The sequence below is a fragment of the Yersinia fenwicki genome (assembly GCF_043099325.1).
Taxonomy (GTDB): Bacteria; Pseudomonadota; Gammaproteobacteria; order Enterobacterales; family Enterobacteriaceae; genus Yersinia.
Map to the genome: position 1 here is coordinate 2400865 of NZ_CP170755.1, position 19302 is coordinate 2420166.

Genomic DNA, 19302 nt, shown 5'->3' on the forward strand with positions numbered 1-19302 from the left:
CTCTCTATTTAGATTCGCATTATTGTGATCAGAAACGATAACCGGCACCAAACATAAACACCCAAGGATCAAGGCGTGTATGAATACTTTGCTCCTGGCCATTGGCTTTGAATTTCACGTCAGTTTCGATATTCATCCACCAGACAGACATATTCACCATCCAGTTTTCGCTAACCATGTAATCCAAGCCCGCCTGACCCGCCACACCCCAAGAGTCTTTTACACTTAAATCCGTCAATCCGGCAGAAGCACCGGTATTGTTAAATTTTTCATCAAAGAAAGTGGTGTAGTTCAAACCAATACCTAAATACGGGCGCAGTTTGTCTTGTTTATCGCGGAAATAATATTGCGCCATCAATGTCGGAGGCAGTTGCTTAACTTCAGCGATGTTGCCGGTCGGCCCAAGGCCAATTTTATGGCGGAAAGGTGTAGCAGCCAGCAATTCCACCCCGATATTATCGGTAACCAGATAACTGAAAGTCAGACCTAACTGAGTATTGTTATCTGCTTTGAAGGAACCATAACCTAATACATCATCAGACCCGGCATTTGGCCTGACCGTTGCCGTCCCTGCCCGGAAAATATAATCGCCTGCTTGGTGCGCGCTTACCGCAGTCGATGCCAGAGTTGCTACGGCTAATATTGCCAAAGTGACTTTTTTCATTATCCATTCCATTTGTAGGTATATTCGCGAACAGAATATACCTACAAATGATTATTCATGATCCAATCGAGATCACATCTTTAGTAACAATTTAAATAAATCCTAATTTAAGTAAGGTTATTTAATTCCTTAATAATATTGAAATTGATCTGGATCATAAATGGCCGTTTACACCAAATTGGGCTTACAGCTATTGCTGAAAAAGACAACAGTCGTCATGCTGCTATGCTTGGATGTTGTATGTGTGAAATCGTGATCGGTTAGCTGTTTACTTTGTAAGGAGCGGTAGATTCAAGATGAGCGCTGAAATTAATCCGTGTGTCAGTTGTGGTGCCTGCTGTGCCTATTTTAGAGTCTCGTTTTATTGGTCGGAGGCCAAAGATGGCGGCGGCACAGTTCCCTCTGCCATGACCGAGCAGGTCACCCCGTTTATTCGCTGCATGTCCGGCACTAATGGTAAATCTTCGCGCTGCATTGCCCTCCAGGGCGAGGTCGGCCAGTCTGTTTCTTGTTCAATCTACGACGACCGCCCACCTCCCTGTCATGAATTTGAGCAGTCAGGAGACGCAGGTATTCACAATCCCTCTTGTGACCGCGCCCGCGCCCATTACGGCTTGCCACCGTTACCTGTTGATAACATCGAGGTAATTAGATTAGAAGAAATCAGCCGTTGGCCAATGACAGGATCCCACAGCGCACCATAACAAGGTATAATCATCGGCTAAGCGCTATTTTTTCGATCCCAAGGAGCTTTCATGCCTATCACGGCTAACACTTTATACCGTGACAGTTTTAACTTTTTACGTAATCAACTGGCCGCCATTCTGTTACTGGCGCTACTGACTGCGTTCATTACCGTCATGCTGAATCAGGCCTTTATCCCTGATACTGAACAACTGAGTATTTTAAGTTCCACAGAAAGTGATTTTGCGTCGTCAGGGAATCTCAGCATTACAGAGTTGGTGGCACAACTCACACCAGAGCAACAGATTATTCTGCTCAAAGTGTCTGCGGCGGCCACCTTCTCCGCACTCGTGGGTAATGTTTTATTGGTCGGTGGCATGCTGACACTGATTTCTATGGTTTCTCAAGGCCGTCGTGTTAGCGCATTGCAGGCAATTGGTATTTCACTGCCTATTTTACCCCGCTTACTGCTGCTGATGTTCATTGGTACGCTGTTAATTCAGTTGGGAATAACCCTGTTTATCGTGCCGGGCATCATTATTGCTGTGGCACTTTCGCTGTCACCGATTATCGTGAGCACGGAAAAGATGGGGGTTTTCTCCGCAATGAAAACCAGTATCAAGTTGGCTTTTGCCAATGTTCGGTTGATTATTCCGGCGATGATGTTGTGGATAGCAGCTAAATTGATTTTGTTATATTTAGTCAGTCACCTGACCGCGTTGCCGACACCCATTGCCAGTGTAGTTTTAAGCGCACTGAGTAATCTGGTTTCTGCATTGTTGCTGGTGTACCTGTTCCGCTTATATATGTTATTGCGCCCGACCGATGTTACCGCGTAAACGTCGGTACGGATAAAACAACAAAGGGCCATTACGGCCCTTTGTTGTTATTTGGCATTCAACAGATTTAAATTCTACCCTCCATCAACTGATTTCGGGTTCGGCTTCAGGTTCTTGTTTCTCTGCTACCCGCTGTTTACTTTGAATCAGCTTGAGAGCCAGATACAAATCGGGCACCAAAACCAGATCATCATCATGGCTTTTCAACTTATTAATCCGGAACCAGCGTGTCAATTCAGTGCGTCGCCCCGCTAATATCAGCTTAATTCTGCGCTGTTTAAGATCGCGCTTAAGCTCATCTATCGCAGCCAATACACTGATATCGGCATAAGTAAAGCTGGCGACGGCATCAATCACCACCCAGTCAGCGGGATGTGGCGTGCTATCAACCAGATTCAGAATGCGTCGTTTGAAGTAAGCAACGTTGAAATAGGTTAACGGTGAGTTAAAACGGTAAATCATAACGCCGGGCACAGGTTTAATGCCGTTACCACTGCGCATAGAATGAATCATGCCATCAGCATTAACCCCCAATAACTGCTCTGTTGGGCGAAATACCGTGCGTAAGAACTGCAATAATCCCAACAGCACCGCCAAACCAATACCGCTAATCACGCCAACTAAAACAACACTGACGAAAGTAAAAATCGCCAGATAGAAAGCCTGCGTATTACGTTTACGTAACTGCCATAAACTTCTGAATCCGAGCAAAGACCAGGCGGCATAAATCAGCACGACTCCCAGAGCTGCAATGGGGATAAATTGCAGCGGGCGAGTGAGAAATAGCAACACCATAGCAATAACCAACGCGGCAATAATTGATACCAGTTGGCTCTTACCATTATTGGCATCATTCACTGCGGTTCGCGTACTCGCTCCACTGATAGCAAACCCCTGCGAGAGTGCGGAGACGATATTGGTGATACCAAGCGCGCGCAGCTCGACATCGGCATCCACTTCGTAGCCATTCTTGGCGGCAAAACTGCGGGCAGTAAGCATCATACTGACAAAACTGACCACTGCCAGGTTGAGTGCTGGGATCACCATGTCACGCAATAGGCCCGGTTGGAAATCTGGCCAATGCACCATCGGCAAACCACCATCAAATCCGCCGACCACCGCAACACCAAACTGTTGCATATTGGCAGACCAAGAAACAAAGGTCGCGATGACAATAGCTAACAACGGCGCAGGCCAGTTGGGCCGTAACCACTTAACACCGTACAGCACGACAAACGTCAGTAATGAAATGGCAACCGTGGGTAAATGACTATTAATTAAATTATGTGGTAGAGCCAGCACCCGCTCAATCAATTGAGGTGGTCGGGTCATAAATCCAAATACTTTACCTAACTGATCAACAATAATGGTGATCGCCACCCCATTAAGTAAGCCGGTGAGTATAGGCCGCGACAATAAATCAGCTAATGCCCCGAGCTTAAAGCGGCTGGCCACCAGACACCATGTCCCCATCATCAGTGTCATCATGATAGTCAGTTGCCAGTGAACCTCGCTGTTCCCCGCTGCCAATGGCGCAACCACCGCAGCGATAACCGCGCAGGTCGCAGCATCAGGCCCGACAATCAATTGCCGTGATGAGCCAAAAAATGCGTAGGCAATCATCGGCAAAATACACGAATACAATCCGACCGCAGCGCTGACGCCGGTCAATTCCGCATAAGCGATAGCAATGGGCAATGCCACTGCGGCCACCGATAACCCAGCTCTCACATCTGGCTTGAGCCAGTCACGTTCATAAGCCATTAATTGGGTCAAACCCGGCATCCAATACCGGAGTGATTTTCTCTGCATACTAACTCCACCAAGCTTTACCCAATATCTGTTGCTTATCATGCTGGGTTAATCTCGAACTGGCAATATACAGACAAAATCTGTTACTTGTTTATCGTAAGTTTCTGCAAATTCCGCTGACGGAGCGCGCATTCCCGCAGATAATTAAGGATAATAGCCTTTTACCGTAGGTACCCTCACCGCACTGAATCCGGTATAGTCGGGCGGTGTATAAATGATGGATTGATTCATGAAGCAACTTTTAGATTTTCTCCCATTGGTCGTATTTTTCGTTTTCTACAAGATGTATGACATTTTTGTCGCATCCGGGGCGTTGATTGTCGCAACCTTGCTGGCGCTGGCCTTTACCTGGTTCAAATACCGCAAGGTAGAAAAAATGACCTTGGTCACTGCCATTATGGTGTTGGTATTCGGTACCTTAACGCTGGCATTCCACAGTGACTTGTTTATTAAGTGGAAAGTGACGGTCTTGTATGTGCTGTTCGCCCTCGCGTTATTGATCAGTCAGTGGTTTATGAAAAAGCCATTAATTCAGCGCATGCTGGGTAAGGAACTGACATTACCCGATACCGTGTGGTCAACGCTGAATATGTCCTGGGCGGTATTTTTCCTGGTCTGCGGTTTGCTGAACATCTATGTGGCTTTCTGGTTACCGCAAGACATTTGGGTCAATTTCAAAGTCTTTGGCTTAACCGCTCTGACGCTGATATTCACACTTATTAGTGGCGTTTATATTTACCGACATATGCCGGAAGAACAGAAAAAGTCATAATTTTAAATAGTAGGCAGAGATGACCCAGGAACAAATATCACCTCGCGGTGAACGGTTATTACCTAGCGGTGAACAAGTATTACCCAACGGTGAGCTGGTACTTCGTACCCTTGCGATGCCCGCGGATACCAATGCCAACGGGGATATTTTCGGTGGCTGGTTGATGTCCCAAATGGATATTGGCGGTGCTATTCAAGCTAAAGAGATAGCCCACGGGCGAGTGGTCACTGTGCGTGTTGATGGCATGACCTTCCTCAAACCTGTTGCGGTAGGTGACGTGGTTTGCTGTTATGCCCGCTGCATTAAGACCGGCCGCAGTTCTATTACCATCAATATTGAAGTATGGGTGAAAAAGGTCTCTTCCGAACCTATTGGCCAGCGTTACAAAGCGACTGAAGCGGTATTCACCTATGTGGCCGTTGATGATATCGGCAAAGCTCGCGCCTTACCTGAAGGTAGCCGAAACTTTGAAGTGGGCGCAACGCAATAGTTGCCATTTGGTTGATGTCAGATGTCAAAAGGGTCGCCTCAACAGCGACCCTTTTTATTGCAACGTGGATATTACCGAACAGCAATATCACTGCCTTAGTCCATTTCCGTCGTGCCGCCAATTTTGAACACCACGGTGGTGACATAATCCTTGGCTGCAACCGCTTCAAAACGCCACTTACGCATCACCTGTTTCACTTCACGCTCAAAGGTATTACGCGGGGTTGCCTCCAGAATTCGCACATTAGTGACTCGACCGTTTTCGTCAATGTCATATTGCACTTTAACCTGCCCTTCAACCCCTAACGCCAAGGCTCTGGCGGGGTAAGTCGGTTTCGCCTTACTCAGGGCTTTTGGCCCGGTAGATGTTGACACGCCCGGCACCGCTGCTTTTGGTGCTGATTTTACCGGTGCATTAGTAGAAACCAGGGCAGGCTCATCCGACTTGAACGGTTTGTCATCCGGCGGTGCAACTGTCTTTTTAACATCCGGCTTTTTCACTTCCGGTTTTTTAACTTCTTTTTTCACCGGTTTCGACTTTGGTTTAGGTTTCACCGGTTCAGGGATAGGTACAGGCACCGGTTCTGGCAGCACTTCAGGTTCGGGTGGTGCTTCTTCGATAGGATCAGGCTCTGGTTCTGCCTGCGGCTCGGCCGCTGCTGGCTGTGGTGCTGCGAAGGTATCTATATTAACCATCGTGACCGCGAGCGGCGCATCTTCTATTTCTGGCTGTATTCTCATTTGCTCTACAGATACATACAGCAATGCCGCAATTACGCTGCCATGTATACCTACAGAAAATGCGAGTGGCCACGTAAGCCGTCGACCCAAGAAAAATTTATTTAGCTGCATAATAATTCAGTGTCCTCTAATGCAGCTAAGTTTAAATGCAAATAGCAATCATATTCAATACGCAGTTGCAAACTATCTTAGGTATAGGTCTTAAATGATGCTTTAAACGGCAATATCAACCAAATAACACTTTCTATTTACGCCTGGTTATCATTTTATTTCATTATGAATTAGCGGTGTATTCGCTGGCGCATTGCAGATATCCCTCTTCTCACTGATTATTGAATTTATGGGAGGAACATGATGTTATGAAACACCGAACACAAATCAAATCGTCATATCACTGTATGACGAATAGGTGAAATATGCTGTATGTAATCTTTTCGACGGATGTTCCTGATTCACTTGAGAAGCGTTTGTCTGTACGCCCTGCCCATCTGGCTCGCTTACAAGCATTGCAAGATCAAGGCCGTTTATTGACCGCAGGCCCTAATCCCGCCATCGACAGTGCGGATCCCGGTGCTACCGGATTCACCGGCTCAACTGTGATAGCTGAGTTTACTTCGCAGCAAGAGGCCGAGGCTTGGGCCGAACAAGACCCTTATGTCGCTGCTGGGGTATATCACTCCGTCATTGTAAAACCCTATAAACGCGTATTCTGAGTCAAAGCGATTATGTGAACATAAAAATATTGAGATTGATTATTGCCCGAACCGTCAAGGTATTGGGTTTGATCCCGGGGAGATTAATAAAATCATTGAAAAATCAGTTGAGTGGATACTGGATAAACACACGGATTACGTTGGAAATTATACGCCTGGCACCAGGCGTATTTGCTTTAGTGTACCCTCACCCGACCCACTAGACTTTGTAGTGTTTCAGCCAATGCTCTTCGCAGGCTTCCACGGCTTTATCCAACATATGCGCAGGTGATTTCAAGATCATATGGTCTTTTCTTACCCAAACAGGGTAAGTATGTTTGCCGGCAGCAATGACTTGTTCAGCATAAATAGCAGCGTGATATATCAGCTCAGATTCTTCACAATAAATCTCATATTTATACAACGCTGGGCTGGTTTTCAAATCCCCGAAGAATACTGTTTTAGCTAATTTATATTGAGACATTAACTATAGCCTTTGCTGGAATAGGGATTATATCATCCGCTCAACAGCATCATATAACTGTGATACTCACTGCAAAAGCCTTTCTAAGTTGATGTCCTGGCGACAAAATTTGAACTTCCTCACGCGCCACAACTGCGCACGCTGAATATCATCACCTAATATTAAAATGGTCGTATTGGAGTGGAAGATAGCTCACTTCTTCCAATGGGCAAGAACTGAATAAGTAACCTTGCATGGCATCAACGCCGATGTCAGCCAATTGGCAATACTGCAAATGAGTTTCGACCCCCTCAACAACCACATTCTGACAATGTTCACGTAAACGCGTCACAAGGTTATCGAAGGTGACACTGCCAGCCCACTGCCAGTAAAAATGTTTATCAATTTTCACACACTCAAAGAAGCCACTGGCAGCCGCTGCAAGATGAGCATTACCACTACCGAAGTCGTCCAACCATAGCGAATATCGTTTAGCCAGCTTACTTAATAATGCGTTCTCAGCACCATCACCGAGGTTAGGAAAGCTCTCCATTATTTCCAATCGGATAAAAGGCATTGAATCCAATAGTGATATGACATCATCATCATTCAATACTGCATTTGTCATATCAAAATCTATATTTATTGAGAGTATTATTTGGTGTTCGATAAACCATTTCTGCTGATTTCTGACTTCACATAATTGTGCGCGTAGCAACTTAGCCTTCGTCTGAGCATTAAGTTGATGTAAGAAGCGTTCAGTATAAATAGGAGATTTAAAAGAGGTTGTCGTAAACCGACTCAATAACTCTACTGCAAGTAACTTACCGTTATGCTGGTAAACAGGTTCACAGATAAAAGCGCAATCAACCGCAATGTTTAGTCTGCTATCCACAGTAAAATCCTTTTATTTGATTAGAACAGCAGCATTGATCAATTGATAAAATTGATCAATTTTTTATTATTGATCACTAAAAACGATAAATGATATTGACATAAAAAAATGGAAATTGGAACAACTCATTGATAGATAAGAAAGTATCAGATAAGCATGATGATTATTATGTTTATTATTCAATAATCATTTATTTCGCTAGGGAATGGTCACTCCGAACAATCCCACGGTAACACCCCTGAAACTGAACGATTAGAACGAAGCGACCTAATATATAGGGTAGCGTGATCTCATTCTGATGTGAAATAAACCGTCAAAGGTCTATTCTGCCCAGTTTATTATTAATCTGAACATCAGAATCATCGCATTTTGTTAATTTAGGATAGGCGTGATTTTTCTACGAGGAAATGTGAAATTTAAAGTGGAAAATATTATTCCCAGATTCCCAATCAATATCACTTTTCTAACAATGTTAGGTCAACGATCCAGGAGAGAGAATGTATTGAGGAAGATGGTTACAGGTGAAAACTTAATAATGGGTATCTTCTTGCTGGGGAAAAAACAAAAACAGCCTCTTACAGAGACTGTTTTTACAACCCTCACAACGAATCACCACTCATAAGCTACAGTGAACAATAGCGACCTACGATGCTGATGCTCGTGAAGTTGCCGGACACAATAGATATGGCGATAGCGCCGTGATTGACCTTCAAGCCAGCGATTTTTTCGACGCTGATTTTGCCGCAACATACGCCAACGGCCTACCTCATTCTTACTCCGTCTCATGAAGCTATTCTTCCAAAGCTGAGAACCGGGCTATTATAAACTTTTCATCTGTTGCGCCAAGTCGTCACCGGGAAAAAACACATGTTTGGCCTTAAATCATCTAACCTTCAGTGTGGTAAAAACAAAAAACGCCGACTATATATAGATATTGACTGAGGTATTCGCTATGCAAGTCCTTTAGCTTAAAAGACTTTATCCAGCAATATATCCGATTAAAGGTTTCGCCTTTGCCATACTGTGCGTACACTCTTTAGTGACCGTTTGTGAACAGGATTTCCGACCTTATGACAACATTTTATACCGTAATCAGTTGGCTCTCAGTTTTTGGCTATTGGTTGCTTATTGCCGGGGTCACGTTGCGTATTCTTATGAAGCGCAGAGCCGTTACTTCGGCTATGGCATGGCTGCTTGTTATCTATATTCTACCGTTGGTGGGAATAATCGCTTATCTTTCATTTGGCGAGCTTCATCTTGGTAAGCGTCGAGCTGAGCGAGCCAAAGCCATGTGGCCGTCTACCGCGCGCTGGCTCAGTGAACTGAAAGATTGCCAACATATTTTCGCCAGCTCAAACAGCGAGGTGGCAACTCCATTATTCCAACTGTGCGAACGTCGCCAGGGCATCAGCGGCGTTAAAGGCAATCAATTACAGTTATTAACCACCACCGATGACACACTAAAAGCCTTAGTCCGTGATATCGAGTTGGCTCGCCATAATATAGAAATGGTATTTTATATCTGGCAACCGGGTGGCTTGGTCGATCAGGTCGCTGAATCTCTTATGGCTGCGGCGCGGCGCGGTGTTCATTGCCGACTGATGCTGGACTCTGCCGGTAGCCAACAATTCTTCCGAACCCCCTATCCTGCCATGATGCGCAATGCAGGAATTGAAGTTGTCGAAGCACTCAAAGTGAATGTCTTCCGCGTGTTTTTGCGCCGTATGGATTTGCGCCAACATCGTAAGGTCGTATTGATTGATAATTATGTTGCCTACACCGGCAGCATGAATATGGTCGATCCGCGCTTCTTCAAACAAGACGCCGGAGTCGGTCAATGGATTGATATGATGGCGCGAATGGAAGGCCCGGTGGCGACAACTATCGGTATCGTCTATGCCTGTGACTGGGAGATTGAGACCGGCAAACGTATTCTGCCGCCGCCGCCAGATACCCATATCATGCCGTTCGAGGAAGAGAGCGGCCATACTATTCAGGTGATTGCATCTGGCCCGGGTTTCCCTGAAGAGATGATCCACCAGGCGTTATTAACTGCCGTATATGCCGCTCGTAAGCAGTTGGTCATGACTACGCCATACCTCGTGCCAAGTGATGATTTGCTGCATGCTATTTGTACAGCAGCGCAACGAGGTGTTGACGTCAGCATTATCGTTCCACGCGATAATGACTCAATGATGGTGCGTTGGGCCAGCCGAGCCTTCTTCTCTGAGCTACTTGATGCCGGAGTTAAAATTTATCAGTTTGAAGGCGGTTTGCTGCACAGCAAGAGTGTTCTGGTCGATGGCCAATTAAGTTTGGTGGGAACAGTCAACCTGGATATGCGCAGCTTATGGTTGAATTTTGAAATCACGCTGGTGATTGATGATGACGGTTTTGGCGCAGATTTGGCGCAAGTTCAGGATGATTATATTGCTCGCTCCGTATTATTAGACGGCGAACAGTGGAATAAGCGTCCACTCTGGCATCGCGTAACTGAAAGATTATTCTACTTTTTCAGCCCATTCCTGTGATCAGTGGGAAAGCTAACAAGTGTCTAATTGTAGATTCTCTGAGTTATTCGCTTTCAATAGCATAATAATTGTAAAAGCAGCATAGAGAGTGTTTTAATGAGCGCAATCTGTAAATGACAAATGGGAATCTGCAAATGGACCTTAATAATCGCCTGACTGAAGATGAAACACTGGAACAGGCTTACGATATTTTTCTGGAACTGGCAGGTGATAACCTCGATCCAGCAGATATTTTACTGTTTAACCTTCAGTTTGAAGAGCGCGGTGGTGCTGAGTTATTTGATCCAGCCGAAGATTGGCAAGAACATGTCGATTTTGATTTAAATCCGGACTTTTTCGCCGAAGTTGTCATTGGCCTGGCTGATAGCGATGGTGAAGAGATAAACGATGTGTTTGCTCGTGTTCTACTGTGCCGTGAAAAAGATCATAAACTTTGCCATATCTTGTGGAAAGAGTAACAAGCGCCCCATCACCTGCTTAGCTTAGACAGCAGCTTGATCAAACTGATATTTGTCGCTTATGTATTATATCCAATAAAAAATCCCCGCTGATTTATCTGGCGGGGATTTTTGCTATCAGACTATTAATATCTGAATAAGGGCATCAAAGCGGGTCGACCTTCAGACAAGAAACCGCATGGCGAAAGCTCCCTTCCAATAATGGGCGGGTTTTTGCACACTCTGGCCCAGCTATTGGGCAGCGAGTACGAAAAACACAGCCAGATGGCGGATTAATTGGTGACGGTAATTCCCCCTCCAGTAACTGAATCACTTTCGCCCTTTCTTTATCTGGGTCTGGGATAGGCACGGCCGACATCAATGCTTTGGTATAGGGATGCTGAGGATTATGGTAAACCTCATCATAAGTACCAAGCTCTACCGCATGCCCCAGATACATCACTAATACTCGATCAGAAATATGTTTTACCACCGCCAGATCATGTGCAATAAAAATCAGTGACAGCCCCATTTCACGTTGTAATTGCTGCAACAGGTTGACCACTTGCGCCTGAATTGACACATCAAGTGCTGATACTGGCTCATCGCAAATAACCAGTTTCGGTTCTAGAATCAATGCGCGAGCAATACCAATACGTTGGCACTGACCACCCGAGAATTCATGAGGATAACGGTTAATTAAGTTAGGCAGTAAACCCACCTTCAGCATCATGGCTTTGACTTTATCTTTAACTTCCTGACGCGGCATTTTGGGATGATAAGTCCGCAGTGGTTCAGCAATGATTTCACCGATAGTCATTCGCGGATTTAATGATGCCAGTGGGTCCTGGAATATCATCTGAATATCGCTACGCGTCTCACGCCACTGCGCATCACTCATGTTAAGTAAATCTTTACCTAACCATGCCACACTGCCGCTAGTCGCTTTCACCAAACCAATAATAGCGCGGGCAAAAGTTGATTTACCGCAACCAGACTCGCCCACCACACCTAAGGTTTCACCTTCGTACAAACGCAAGGTGACACCATCAACAGCTTTGAGGGTTTTTGACGGCTGCCAGAACCACTGTTTACCATCCTGAATATCAAAATGGACTTTCAGGTCAGCCACTTCTAGCAATACTTTTTTCTCTGTCATGGCATTCATACTAATTCCCCTACTGGCTTGTAGCAGGCACGTAAACGGCCATCACCAAAATGCTCTAATGCTGGAGCGGTGCTACAGCGTTCCATTGCATACTGGCAACGAGGCTGGAATGGGCACCCTTTCGGCAAACGCAGTAAGTTGGGTGGATTACCCGGAATAGTCATGAGAGATTCGCCTTCAGCATCAAGGCGAGGTACTGCATTCAGTAGACCAATAGAATAAGGGTGACTTGGGTGATAAAACACATCCCGAGCCTGCCCATATTCCATAGTTCGACCCGCATACATCACCAGGACTTTATTACAAATACCGGCAACCACCCCAAGGTCATGGGTAATCATAATAATCGCCGTATTAAACTCATTCTTAAGTTCATTCAACAACGTCATGATTTGAGCCTGAACAGTCACATCCAGTGCTGTTGTCGGTTCATCCGCAATCAAGAGTCTAGGACGGCACAGTAACGCCATAGCTATCATCACGCGCTGACGCATTCCTCCTGAAAATTCATGTGGATACATACGCATACGCTTACGCGCTTCGGGCATTTTTACCGCATCAAGCATACGAATTGACTCTTCAAAGGCCTCACTCTTACTCATCTTTTTATGCAATTGCAGCACTTCCATGAGCTGCTCACCCACGCGCATATAAGGATTCAGTGAGGTCATTGGGTCTTGGAAGATCATCGAGATCTCTTCTGTCCGTAAACGGTTCAACTGCTTTTCGGGTAAATTCAGGATCTCACGGCCATTAAACTTCGCCGATCCCCCTATCCGGCCATTACTGGCCAGCAGACCCATCAATGCAAATGCTGTTTGGGATTTACCGGACCCTGACTCGCCCACAATACCAAGCGTTTCACCAGCACGTAGGTCAAAATTAAGCGCGTTTACCGCGGTAACATCACCGTCGGGTGTGCCAAATGTAACGGTCAAGTCTTTGACATCCAACAGCAGGTTTTGCTGAACAGCAGACTGATTATCAATAGTCGTCATAGTGCTACTCCTCAGCGATCTTTCGGGTCGAGGGCATCACGTAAGCCATCGCCGATAAAGTTGAAACAAAACAGTGTGACTACCAAGAAACCGGCAGGAAACATCAATAACCAAGGAGAAACTTCCATCGAGTTGGCACCATCACTGAGTAATGCGCCCCAACTGCTCAACGGCTCTTGCGTCCCTAACCCTAAGAAGCTCAGGAATGATTCAAACAAAATCATGCTAGGAACCAGTAACGAGGCGTATACCACAACCACGCCCAACACGTTTGGTACGATATGGCGCAACACAATATTACGCGTGGAAACACCGCCCACCAACGCAGCTTCGATGAACTCTTTACGTTTCAGACTTAATGTCTGCCCGCGCACAATACGTGCCATATCTAGCCAGGACACCATACCGATCGCGACAAATATCAGTAAAATATTCTGACCAAAAAAAGTCACCAGCAAAATGACGAAGAACATGAAGGGAAATGAGTTAAGAATTTCCAGGAAACGCATCATCAGTGAGTCGACTTTTCCACCCAGATAGCCTGATAACGAACCATACAACGTGCCAACCACCACGGCAACCAAGGCCGCAGCAACCCCCACCATCAATGAGATACGTCCACCAATCGCCACGCGCACCAATAAGTCGCGACCAGATGAATCCGTACCAAAGTAGTGTCCGGATTCAATATCGGGTGCCGCTGACATCATGCCCCAGTCAGTATCGGCATAGGAAAACTGAGCTAACATCGGGGCAAAAATCACAAATAAAGTAATTAACATCAGGATCACCAAACTGGTGATCGCCGCGCGGTTATGAACAAAGCGACGGCGGGCATCCTGCCAAAGGCTACGCCCCTCAACTTCCAGTTTTTCACTGAAAACTTCCAGAGCTTCGCTATTTTTCTTGCTCAACATAATTGGCGTGCTCCAGTGTTAGTAACGGATTTTCGGATCGATAACGGCATATAACACGTCAACAATCGCATTGAATAAAATGGTTAATGCGCCTACCAAGATGGTCAGACTAAGGACCAGTGAGTAATCGCGGTTTAACGCTCCGTTGACAAACAACTGACCAATACCCGGCAAACCAAAAATGGTTTCAATAACCATTGAGCCGGTGATAATGCCAACAAATGCCGGCCCCATATAGGATAAGACAGGTAACAATGCAGGCTTTAATGCATGACGTAATACAATCGTTCGCAGTGGCAAACCCTTAGCCCGTGCAGTACGAATAAAGTTAGAATGCAGAACTTCAATCATTGAGCCACGGGTAATACGCGCGATACTGGCGATATAAGCCAATGACAGCGCCACCATCGGCAAAATAATAAATTTCGGTGCACCGCCGTTCCAACCACCACCGGGTAACCATTTTAATATAATGGCAAAGACCAGTACTAACAGAGGGGCAACAACGAAACTCGGGATAACCACTCCGGTCATGGCAAACCCCATGACGGTATAATCCCACTTGGTATTTTGGTTCAGCGCAGCAATAACTCCGGCACTGACACCTAATATTACCGCCAGTAGGAATGCCGCAAGCCCAAGTTTTGCTGAAACTGGAAACGAAGCCGAGACCAACTCATTGACTGTGTAGTCTTTGTATTTGAATGAAGGCCCAAGATCACCTTGCGCCAGTTGACCCAAATAATTGAAATACTGTTTATAAATTGGGTCATTGAGGTGATATTTCGCCTCAATATTCGCCATCACTTCGGGTGGAAGATTACGTTCGCCAGTGAATGGGCTGCCGGGAGCGAGACGCATCATGAAGAATGAGATGGTAATCAAAATAAAAAGTGTCGGAATCGCTTCCAGACAGCGGCGTAGAATAAATTTTAACATTGCCTGTACCTTTAGCCTCTTACTGCGACTTTATATTTCAAAGCAAAAAGGGCAGCCTATTACCTACCGGCTGCCCTTATAATATTAGTGCTTGATAATATAAAGATCTTTAACGTGCATATTATCCAGTGGATCTTTGCCGGTATAACCGCCGACATAAGGTTTCACTAAACGGGCATTCACGTAATAGAACAACGGTACAATTGCAGAGTCTTTATCCAGCAGGACTTCAGCTTGTTGGTACAAACCGGCACGTTCTTTCTCGGTTTGAACTTTCAGCGTATCACCAATCAGCTTATCAAACGCCGGGCTCTTATAATGGACAGTGTTGTTGCTGCTGTCAGATAACATCATGTTCAGGAATGAAGAAGGTTCGTTATAGTCAGCGCACCAGCCGGCACGAGCGACATCGAAAGTCCCTTGATGGCGGCTATCAAGGAAGGTTTTCCACTCTTGATTCTCTAACTTCACGTCGACACCCAAGTTTTTCTTCCAGATAGATGCCGCCGCGATGGCCAGTTTCTTATGCAGATCAGAAGTGTTGTATAACAGGTTGAATGTCAGTGGTTTATCTTTAGTGTAACCAGCTTCAGCCAGCAACTTTTTAGCCACTTCATTACGTTTTTCTTGTGTCCAACTAAACCATTCTGGCGGTGTCAACTCGGCACCACTGGTATATGGTGGGGTGAAACCATAAGCCGGTAAATCACCTTGGTTTTTCACTTTGTTGACAATGATATCGCGATCCATACCCAGCTTCAGGGCTTCACGGACACGGGCATCGGTGAATGGTGCTTTTTGGTTGTTAATTTCGTAGTAATAGGTGCACAGGTATGGGTCGACATGCACTTCTTGCGGGATCTCTTTTTTCAGTTTCTGGAATAATTCAATCGGCATGTTGTTGTAAGTCATGTCGATTTCGCCGCTACGATAGCGGTTAACGTCAGTCACTTCAGAGGAGATTGGCAGGTAAGTAACCTGGTTAATAACGGTCTTCGCATTATCCCAATATGTTGGGCTGCGCTCTAACACGATACGCTCGTTAACAATCCAATCCTTAAGTTTATAGGCACCGTTACCGACAAAGTTTTGTGGCTGCGTCCACTTCTCGCCAAACTTCTCAATAACTGTTTTGTTCACCGGAGACATAGAAGGATGAGCTAACAATTTTTCCAAATAAGGAACTGGCTCACTCAGCGTCACTTCTAAAGTATGGCCATCCAGCGCTTTCACGCCCAAGGTGTCAGGTGATTTTTTACCGGTGATAATATCGTCGATATTAGCGATATGCGCATATTGCACATAGCTTGCATAAGGAGAAACAGTTTTAGGATCAGACAAGCGCTGCCAGCTATAAACAAAGTCTTGTGCCGTTACAGGGTCACCATTTGACCATTTAGCATCTTTACGCAGATGGAATGTCCACACTTTAAAGTCTTTATTGTCCCAGCTTTCAGCTACACCAGGCAGGATCTTGCCGTTAGGATCATTAATAACCAACCCTTCTAACAGATCACGAGAGATGTTTGATTCAGGTACACCTTCGATTTTATGTGGGTCTAATGATTGAGGCTCGGAACCGTTATTGCGAACTAAAACTTGCTTCTCCGCCAGTTGCACACCTGCAGGTACATTGGCTGCAAATGTATTTCCTACAACCGTCATACCCAAGGCAGCTACAATGCCTGCGGCCAGGAGATTTTTTTTCGTGATGTTGGTCATGCTTATATTCACTCCAGTTTTTATTATTGCATCGCCCTATAGTCAGGCGAGCTTCACCTTTAAAAGGCATTTATCAATTACATCGCGCGGGGAACGAATCCGGCCATGTAATACCCTATATGTATTAACACCAGACCAAAATTCGTACTGTGTTATACATCCCTAATACCCTATTTGTTTTCCTAAATACTTTATGACACGACTTCTTACTAGAAACTCTATTTCTGACTACTGTATCTTACGGATATAAAGATTTTTTAAATCAATTAAATCTTGTGGATCTTTACCACTATATCCACCCACGGTTGGCCTAATAAGCCGCACACTGACACGGTAATATACCGGTACCATCGCCGAATCTTTATCTAACAAATTCTCTGCTTGCTGGTACAAAGCGGTACGGGCTTTAACATCAGGCGCCGCCAACGTTTTGGCTAATAACGCATCAAACTCTGGGTTTTTATAGAAGAAGGTATTATTACTGCTGTCTGATAACAGCATATTGAGGAATGCTGTTGGTTCGTTGTAATCGCCACACCAGGTTGCTCTGGCGACATCAAACTGGCCTTGATGGCGACTTTCTAACGATGTTTTCCATTCCTGATTCTGTAAGGTAACAGTAGCACCGAGATTTTTTTGCCACATGGATGCTGCAGCAATAGCCTGTTGTTTATTTTGATCTGAGGTGTTGTAGAGCAAATTAAATCTTAATGGGTTTTCAGCATTAAAACCGGCTTCAGCAAGTAACTTCTTCGCCTCGGTATTACGTTTTTCCTGCGGCCAACTAGCCCATTCAGGTAAAACAAAATTTGCGCCCTCTGTAAAAGTTGGGGTAAAGCCATAAGCAGGAATCTGCCCTTGCCCCATAATTTTGGTGGCAATAATATCGCGATCCAGCGTCAACTTAATTGCTGTTCTGACCCTCGCATCAGTGAACGGCGCTTTTTCGTTATTAATTTCGTAATAAAAAGTACAAAGATACGGGCTCACATGAACCTGTGCTGGCAGGTCTTTTTTCATTTTGGCAAACAGATTGGGAGGAATGGCGCTATTGGTAATATCAATTTCACCGCTACGGTAGCGATTGATATCACTCACTTCAGAACTGATCGGTAAGAAAGTCGCTTTATTGATGACAGTTTCTTTATTATTCCAATAATTCGGACTGCGTTCGAGCACAATACGCTCATTCACCACCCAGTCTTTTAATTTATAGGCTCCATTACCGACAAAATTTTGTGGCAGCGTCCATTTATCGCCATATTTCTCAACAACATCACGCTTAACCGGCTTCATTGATGTGTGTGACAACATGCTAATAAAGTAAGGAACAGGTTCGGATAACGTAACTTGCAACGTTTTGCTATCTAATGCTTTTACCCCTAATTCATCTGGCTTTTTGACACCTTTTAGCACCGCATCAACATTCTCAATTTGGGCATACTGTAAATAACTGGCGTACGGAGAGCCTATTTTAGGATTTGCCAAACGCTGCCAACTATAAACAAAGTCCCGTGCTGTGACTGGTGTGCCATCATTCCACACCGCGTCATCACGTAAATAGAAAGTCCAGACTTTATAGCCTTCATTATCCCAACGACTTGCGACGGCCGGAATGATATGACCATTCGCATCATTACTCACCAGCCCTTCCAGTAGATTCATAATAATATTGGTTTCAGGATTTCCCTCGACCTTATGTGGATCTAAAGACGCAACTTCGGAGCCATTATTAATAGTAATACTCTGATCTTGCGCTAATTCTACGCCCGGAGGAACCGCTACTGCCATTGATCCAGCTGAAAAAGATAAACTCAAAATAGTGCCAATTATTGCCAGTGGTCGCTGTTTAAACTTTATTTGCATTTCTAACCGCCTTTTTATGAGACTTGTGATGTTTTTCTCAAGGTTTTGCGTCAATCTGCCGCCAACAACGACTAGCAATAACTATTCCAAAATAAAAATTGCGCGTCAGTTTCATTGAAAAAACAAGAAATCTCTCGTTACGGAGTTGTCCGAAAGCTAACAGAAGCCGAAATCTGAAGCCAATAATTTTTACAGAAATGTTAAGCAATTCTCTTTTTCAATCGAGTACTAACGATGGTAACTCATTGTATAAGCATTCAAAAAATGACATAACACTTTGAATTTATTGTTTATATATAATAACGTCTTTGACTTCACATCAGAAATTATGTTTAAAAACAGCGATAAGAAACATAAAGTTAACATTTTTACTATTGCTAGAATAAACACCTATTCATTGCAATGTAATCACTAATAACATCTAGGTAAATTCAGCACAAGCCCTACAGAATGATGTGAGCATTTTAACAACAAATAGCGTATTTAATTTAATCGGAAGGTTAATCAGCAAGTTATTAAAGGTGAACAAATAGGCCTTAAGCTAAATTATTTGTACAGAATAACTATTAATGCAGCATTTGAGTGCAAGAGAATAAAGTTCATTCATTATTTGCACCAAAATAACGCCTGGAGACTTCTATACCATACTCATGGTAAGAAAAAGGCCACCGGT

At 44.7% G+C, this 19302-nt stretch carries 19 protein-coding genes; 7 read left to right on the top strand and 12 right to left on the bottom strand.

Going from position 1 to position 19302, the window contains the following annotated elements; translation table 11 throughout:
- Positions 1–28: 28 nt before the first annotated feature.
- On the bottom strand, positions 29–664 hold the full coding sequence (ompW, locus tag ACF3VQ_RS11070) for an outer membrane protein OmpW (protein ID WP_392430774.1): 636 nt from the start codon (positions 662–664) through the stop codon (positions 29–31).
- A 296-nt stretch (positions 665–960) separates the two neighbouring features.
- Between ompW and ACF3VQ_RS11075 the strand changes: the two genes are divergently transcribed.
- Together ACF3VQ_RS11075 and ACF3VQ_RS11080 are read left to right on the top strand one after the other, a co-directional pair.
- Positions 961–1368, top strand: coding sequence for a YkgJ family cysteine cluster protein (locus ACF3VQ_RS11075; RefSeq protein ID WP_392430777.1), 408 nt, complete (start codon positions 961–963; stop codon positions 1366–1368).
- A 51-nt stretch (positions 1369–1419) separates the two neighbouring features.
- The gene (locus tag ACF3VQ_RS11080; protein WP_392430780.1) at positions 1420–2187 is read left to right on the top strand and encodes a YciC family protein; all 768 of its coding nucleotides are present in this window, start codon (positions 1420–1422) and stop codon (positions 2185–2187) included.
- Between the two features lie 84 nt (positions 2188–2271).
- Here the strand turns inward: ACF3VQ_RS11080 and ACF3VQ_RS11085 are convergent, their stop codons facing one another.
- Positions 2272–3999, bottom strand: coding sequence for a SulP family inorganic anion transporter (locus ACF3VQ_RS11085; protein ID WP_392430783.1), 1728 nt, complete (start codon positions 3997–3999; stop codon positions 2272–2274).
- Between the two features lie 229 nt (positions 4000–4228).
- Here ACF3VQ_RS11085 and ACF3VQ_RS11090 point away from each other — a divergent pair, with 229 nt between their 5' ends.
- Both ACF3VQ_RS11090 and yciA read left to right on the top strand, forming a co-directional pair.
- On the top strand, positions 4229–4771 hold the full coding sequence (locus ACF3VQ_RS11090) for a septation protein A (protein WP_392430786.1): 543 nt from the start codon (positions 4229–4231) through the stop codon (positions 4769–4771).
- Between the two features lie 19 nt (positions 4772–4790).
- Entirely contained in the window at positions 4791–5261 is a 471-nt protein-coding gene (gene yciA / locus ACF3VQ_RS11095) for an acyl-CoA thioester hydrolase YciA (protein ID WP_077174767.1), read from the top strand.
- Between the two features lie 95 nt (positions 5262–5356).
- Here the strand turns inward: yciA and tonB are convergent, their stop codons facing one another.
- Positions 5357–6112, bottom strand: a complete 756-nt coding sequence (tonB, locus tag ACF3VQ_RS11100; RefSeq protein WP_392430789.1) for a TonB system transport protein TonB — start codon at positions 6110–6112, stop codon at positions 5357–5359.
- A 305-nt stretch (positions 6113–6417) separates the two neighbouring features.
- Here tonB and ACF3VQ_RS11105 point away from each other — a divergent pair, with 305 nt between their 5' ends.
- Positions 6418–6714: a YciI family protein gene (locus tag ACF3VQ_RS11105; protein ID WP_392430791.1), complete on the top strand. Its 297-nt coding sequence runs from the start codon at positions 6418–6420 to the stop codon at positions 6712–6714.
- Positions 6715–6913: 199 nt separating this feature from the next.
- Here ACF3VQ_RS11105 and ACF3VQ_RS11110 read toward each other — a convergent pair whose 3' ends face one another.
- The 3 genes from ACF3VQ_RS11110 to ACF3VQ_RS11120 all read right to left on the bottom strand — a co-directional run bounded on the left by ACF3VQ_RS11110 (position 6914) and on the right by ACF3VQ_RS11120 (position 8837).
- Positions 6914–7177 carry a hypothetical protein gene (locus ACF3VQ_RS11110; RefSeq protein WP_392430794.1) on the bottom strand — a complete coding sequence of 88 codons (264 nt, stop codon included), beginning with the start codon at positions 7175–7177 and terminating at the stop codon, positions 6914–6916.
- A 151-nt stretch (positions 7178–7328) separates the two neighbouring features.
- Entirely contained in the window at positions 7329–8051 is a 723-nt protein-coding gene (locus tag ACF3VQ_RS11115) for an EAL domain-containing protein (RefSeq protein ID WP_392430797.1), read from the bottom strand.
- Between the two features lie 609 nt (positions 8052–8660).
- Entirely contained in the window at positions 8661–8837 is a 177-nt protein-coding gene (locus tag ACF3VQ_RS11120) for a YciY family protein (RefSeq protein WP_050110477.1), read from the bottom strand.
- Between the two features lie 284 nt (positions 8838–9121).
- Here ACF3VQ_RS11120 and cls point away from each other — a divergent pair, with 284 nt between their 5' ends.
- Complete coding sequence (gene cls / locus ACF3VQ_RS11125; RefSeq protein ID WP_392430801.1) at positions 9122–10582, top strand: cardiolipin synthase; 1461 nt, start codon at positions 9122–9124, stop codon at positions 10580–10582.
- A gap of 128 nt (positions 10583–10710) precedes the next feature.
- A complete protein-coding gene (locus tag ACF3VQ_RS11130; protein ID WP_196333107.1) occupies positions 10711–11040 on the top strand; it encodes an HI1450 family dsDNA-mimic protein in 330 nt (109 codons plus the stop codon).
- A gap of 145 nt (positions 11041–11185) precedes the next feature.
- Here the strand turns inward: ACF3VQ_RS11130 and oppF are convergent, their stop codons facing one another.
- The 6 genes from oppF to ACF3VQ_RS11160 form a co-directional block, all read right to left on the bottom strand.
- Positions 11186–12187, bottom strand: a complete 1002-nt coding sequence (gene oppF / locus ACF3VQ_RS11135; RefSeq protein ID WP_005164170.1) for a murein tripeptide/oligopeptide ABC transporter ATP binding protein OppF — start codon at positions 12185–12187, stop codon at positions 11186–11188.
- Complete coding sequence (locus ACF3VQ_RS11140; protein ID WP_392430804.1) at positions 12184–13185, bottom strand: ABC transporter ATP-binding protein; 1002 nt, start codon at positions 13183–13185, stop codon at positions 12184–12186. Before ACF3VQ_RS11140 ends, oppF begins: the two co-directional genes overlap by 4 nt.
- A gap of 11 nt (positions 13186–13196) precedes the next feature.
- Positions 13197–14105: an oligopeptide ABC transporter permease OppC gene (gene oppC, locus ACF3VQ_RS11145; RefSeq protein ID WP_392435539.1), complete on the bottom strand. Its 909-nt coding sequence runs from the start codon at positions 14103–14105 to the stop codon at positions 13197–13199.
- Between the two features lie 15 nt (positions 14106–14120).
- Complete coding sequence (gene oppB / locus ACF3VQ_RS11150; protein WP_392430807.1) at positions 14121–15041, bottom strand: oligopeptide ABC transporter permease OppB; 921 nt, start codon at positions 15039–15041, stop codon at positions 14121–14123.
- Between the two features lie 84 nt (positions 15042–15125).
- A complete protein-coding gene (gene oppA, locus ACF3VQ_RS11155) occupies positions 15126–16763 on the bottom strand; it encodes an oligopeptide ABC transporter substrate-binding protein OppA (RefSeq protein WP_392430809.1) in 1638 nt (545 codons plus the stop codon).
- Positions 16764–16991: 228 nt separating this feature from the next.
- Positions 16992–18629, bottom strand: a complete 1638-nt coding sequence (locus tag ACF3VQ_RS11160) for an ABC transporter substrate-binding protein (RefSeq protein ID WP_392430811.1) — start codon at positions 18627–18629, stop codon at positions 16992–16994.
- Between the last annotated feature and the right edge of the window lie 673 nt (positions 18630–19302).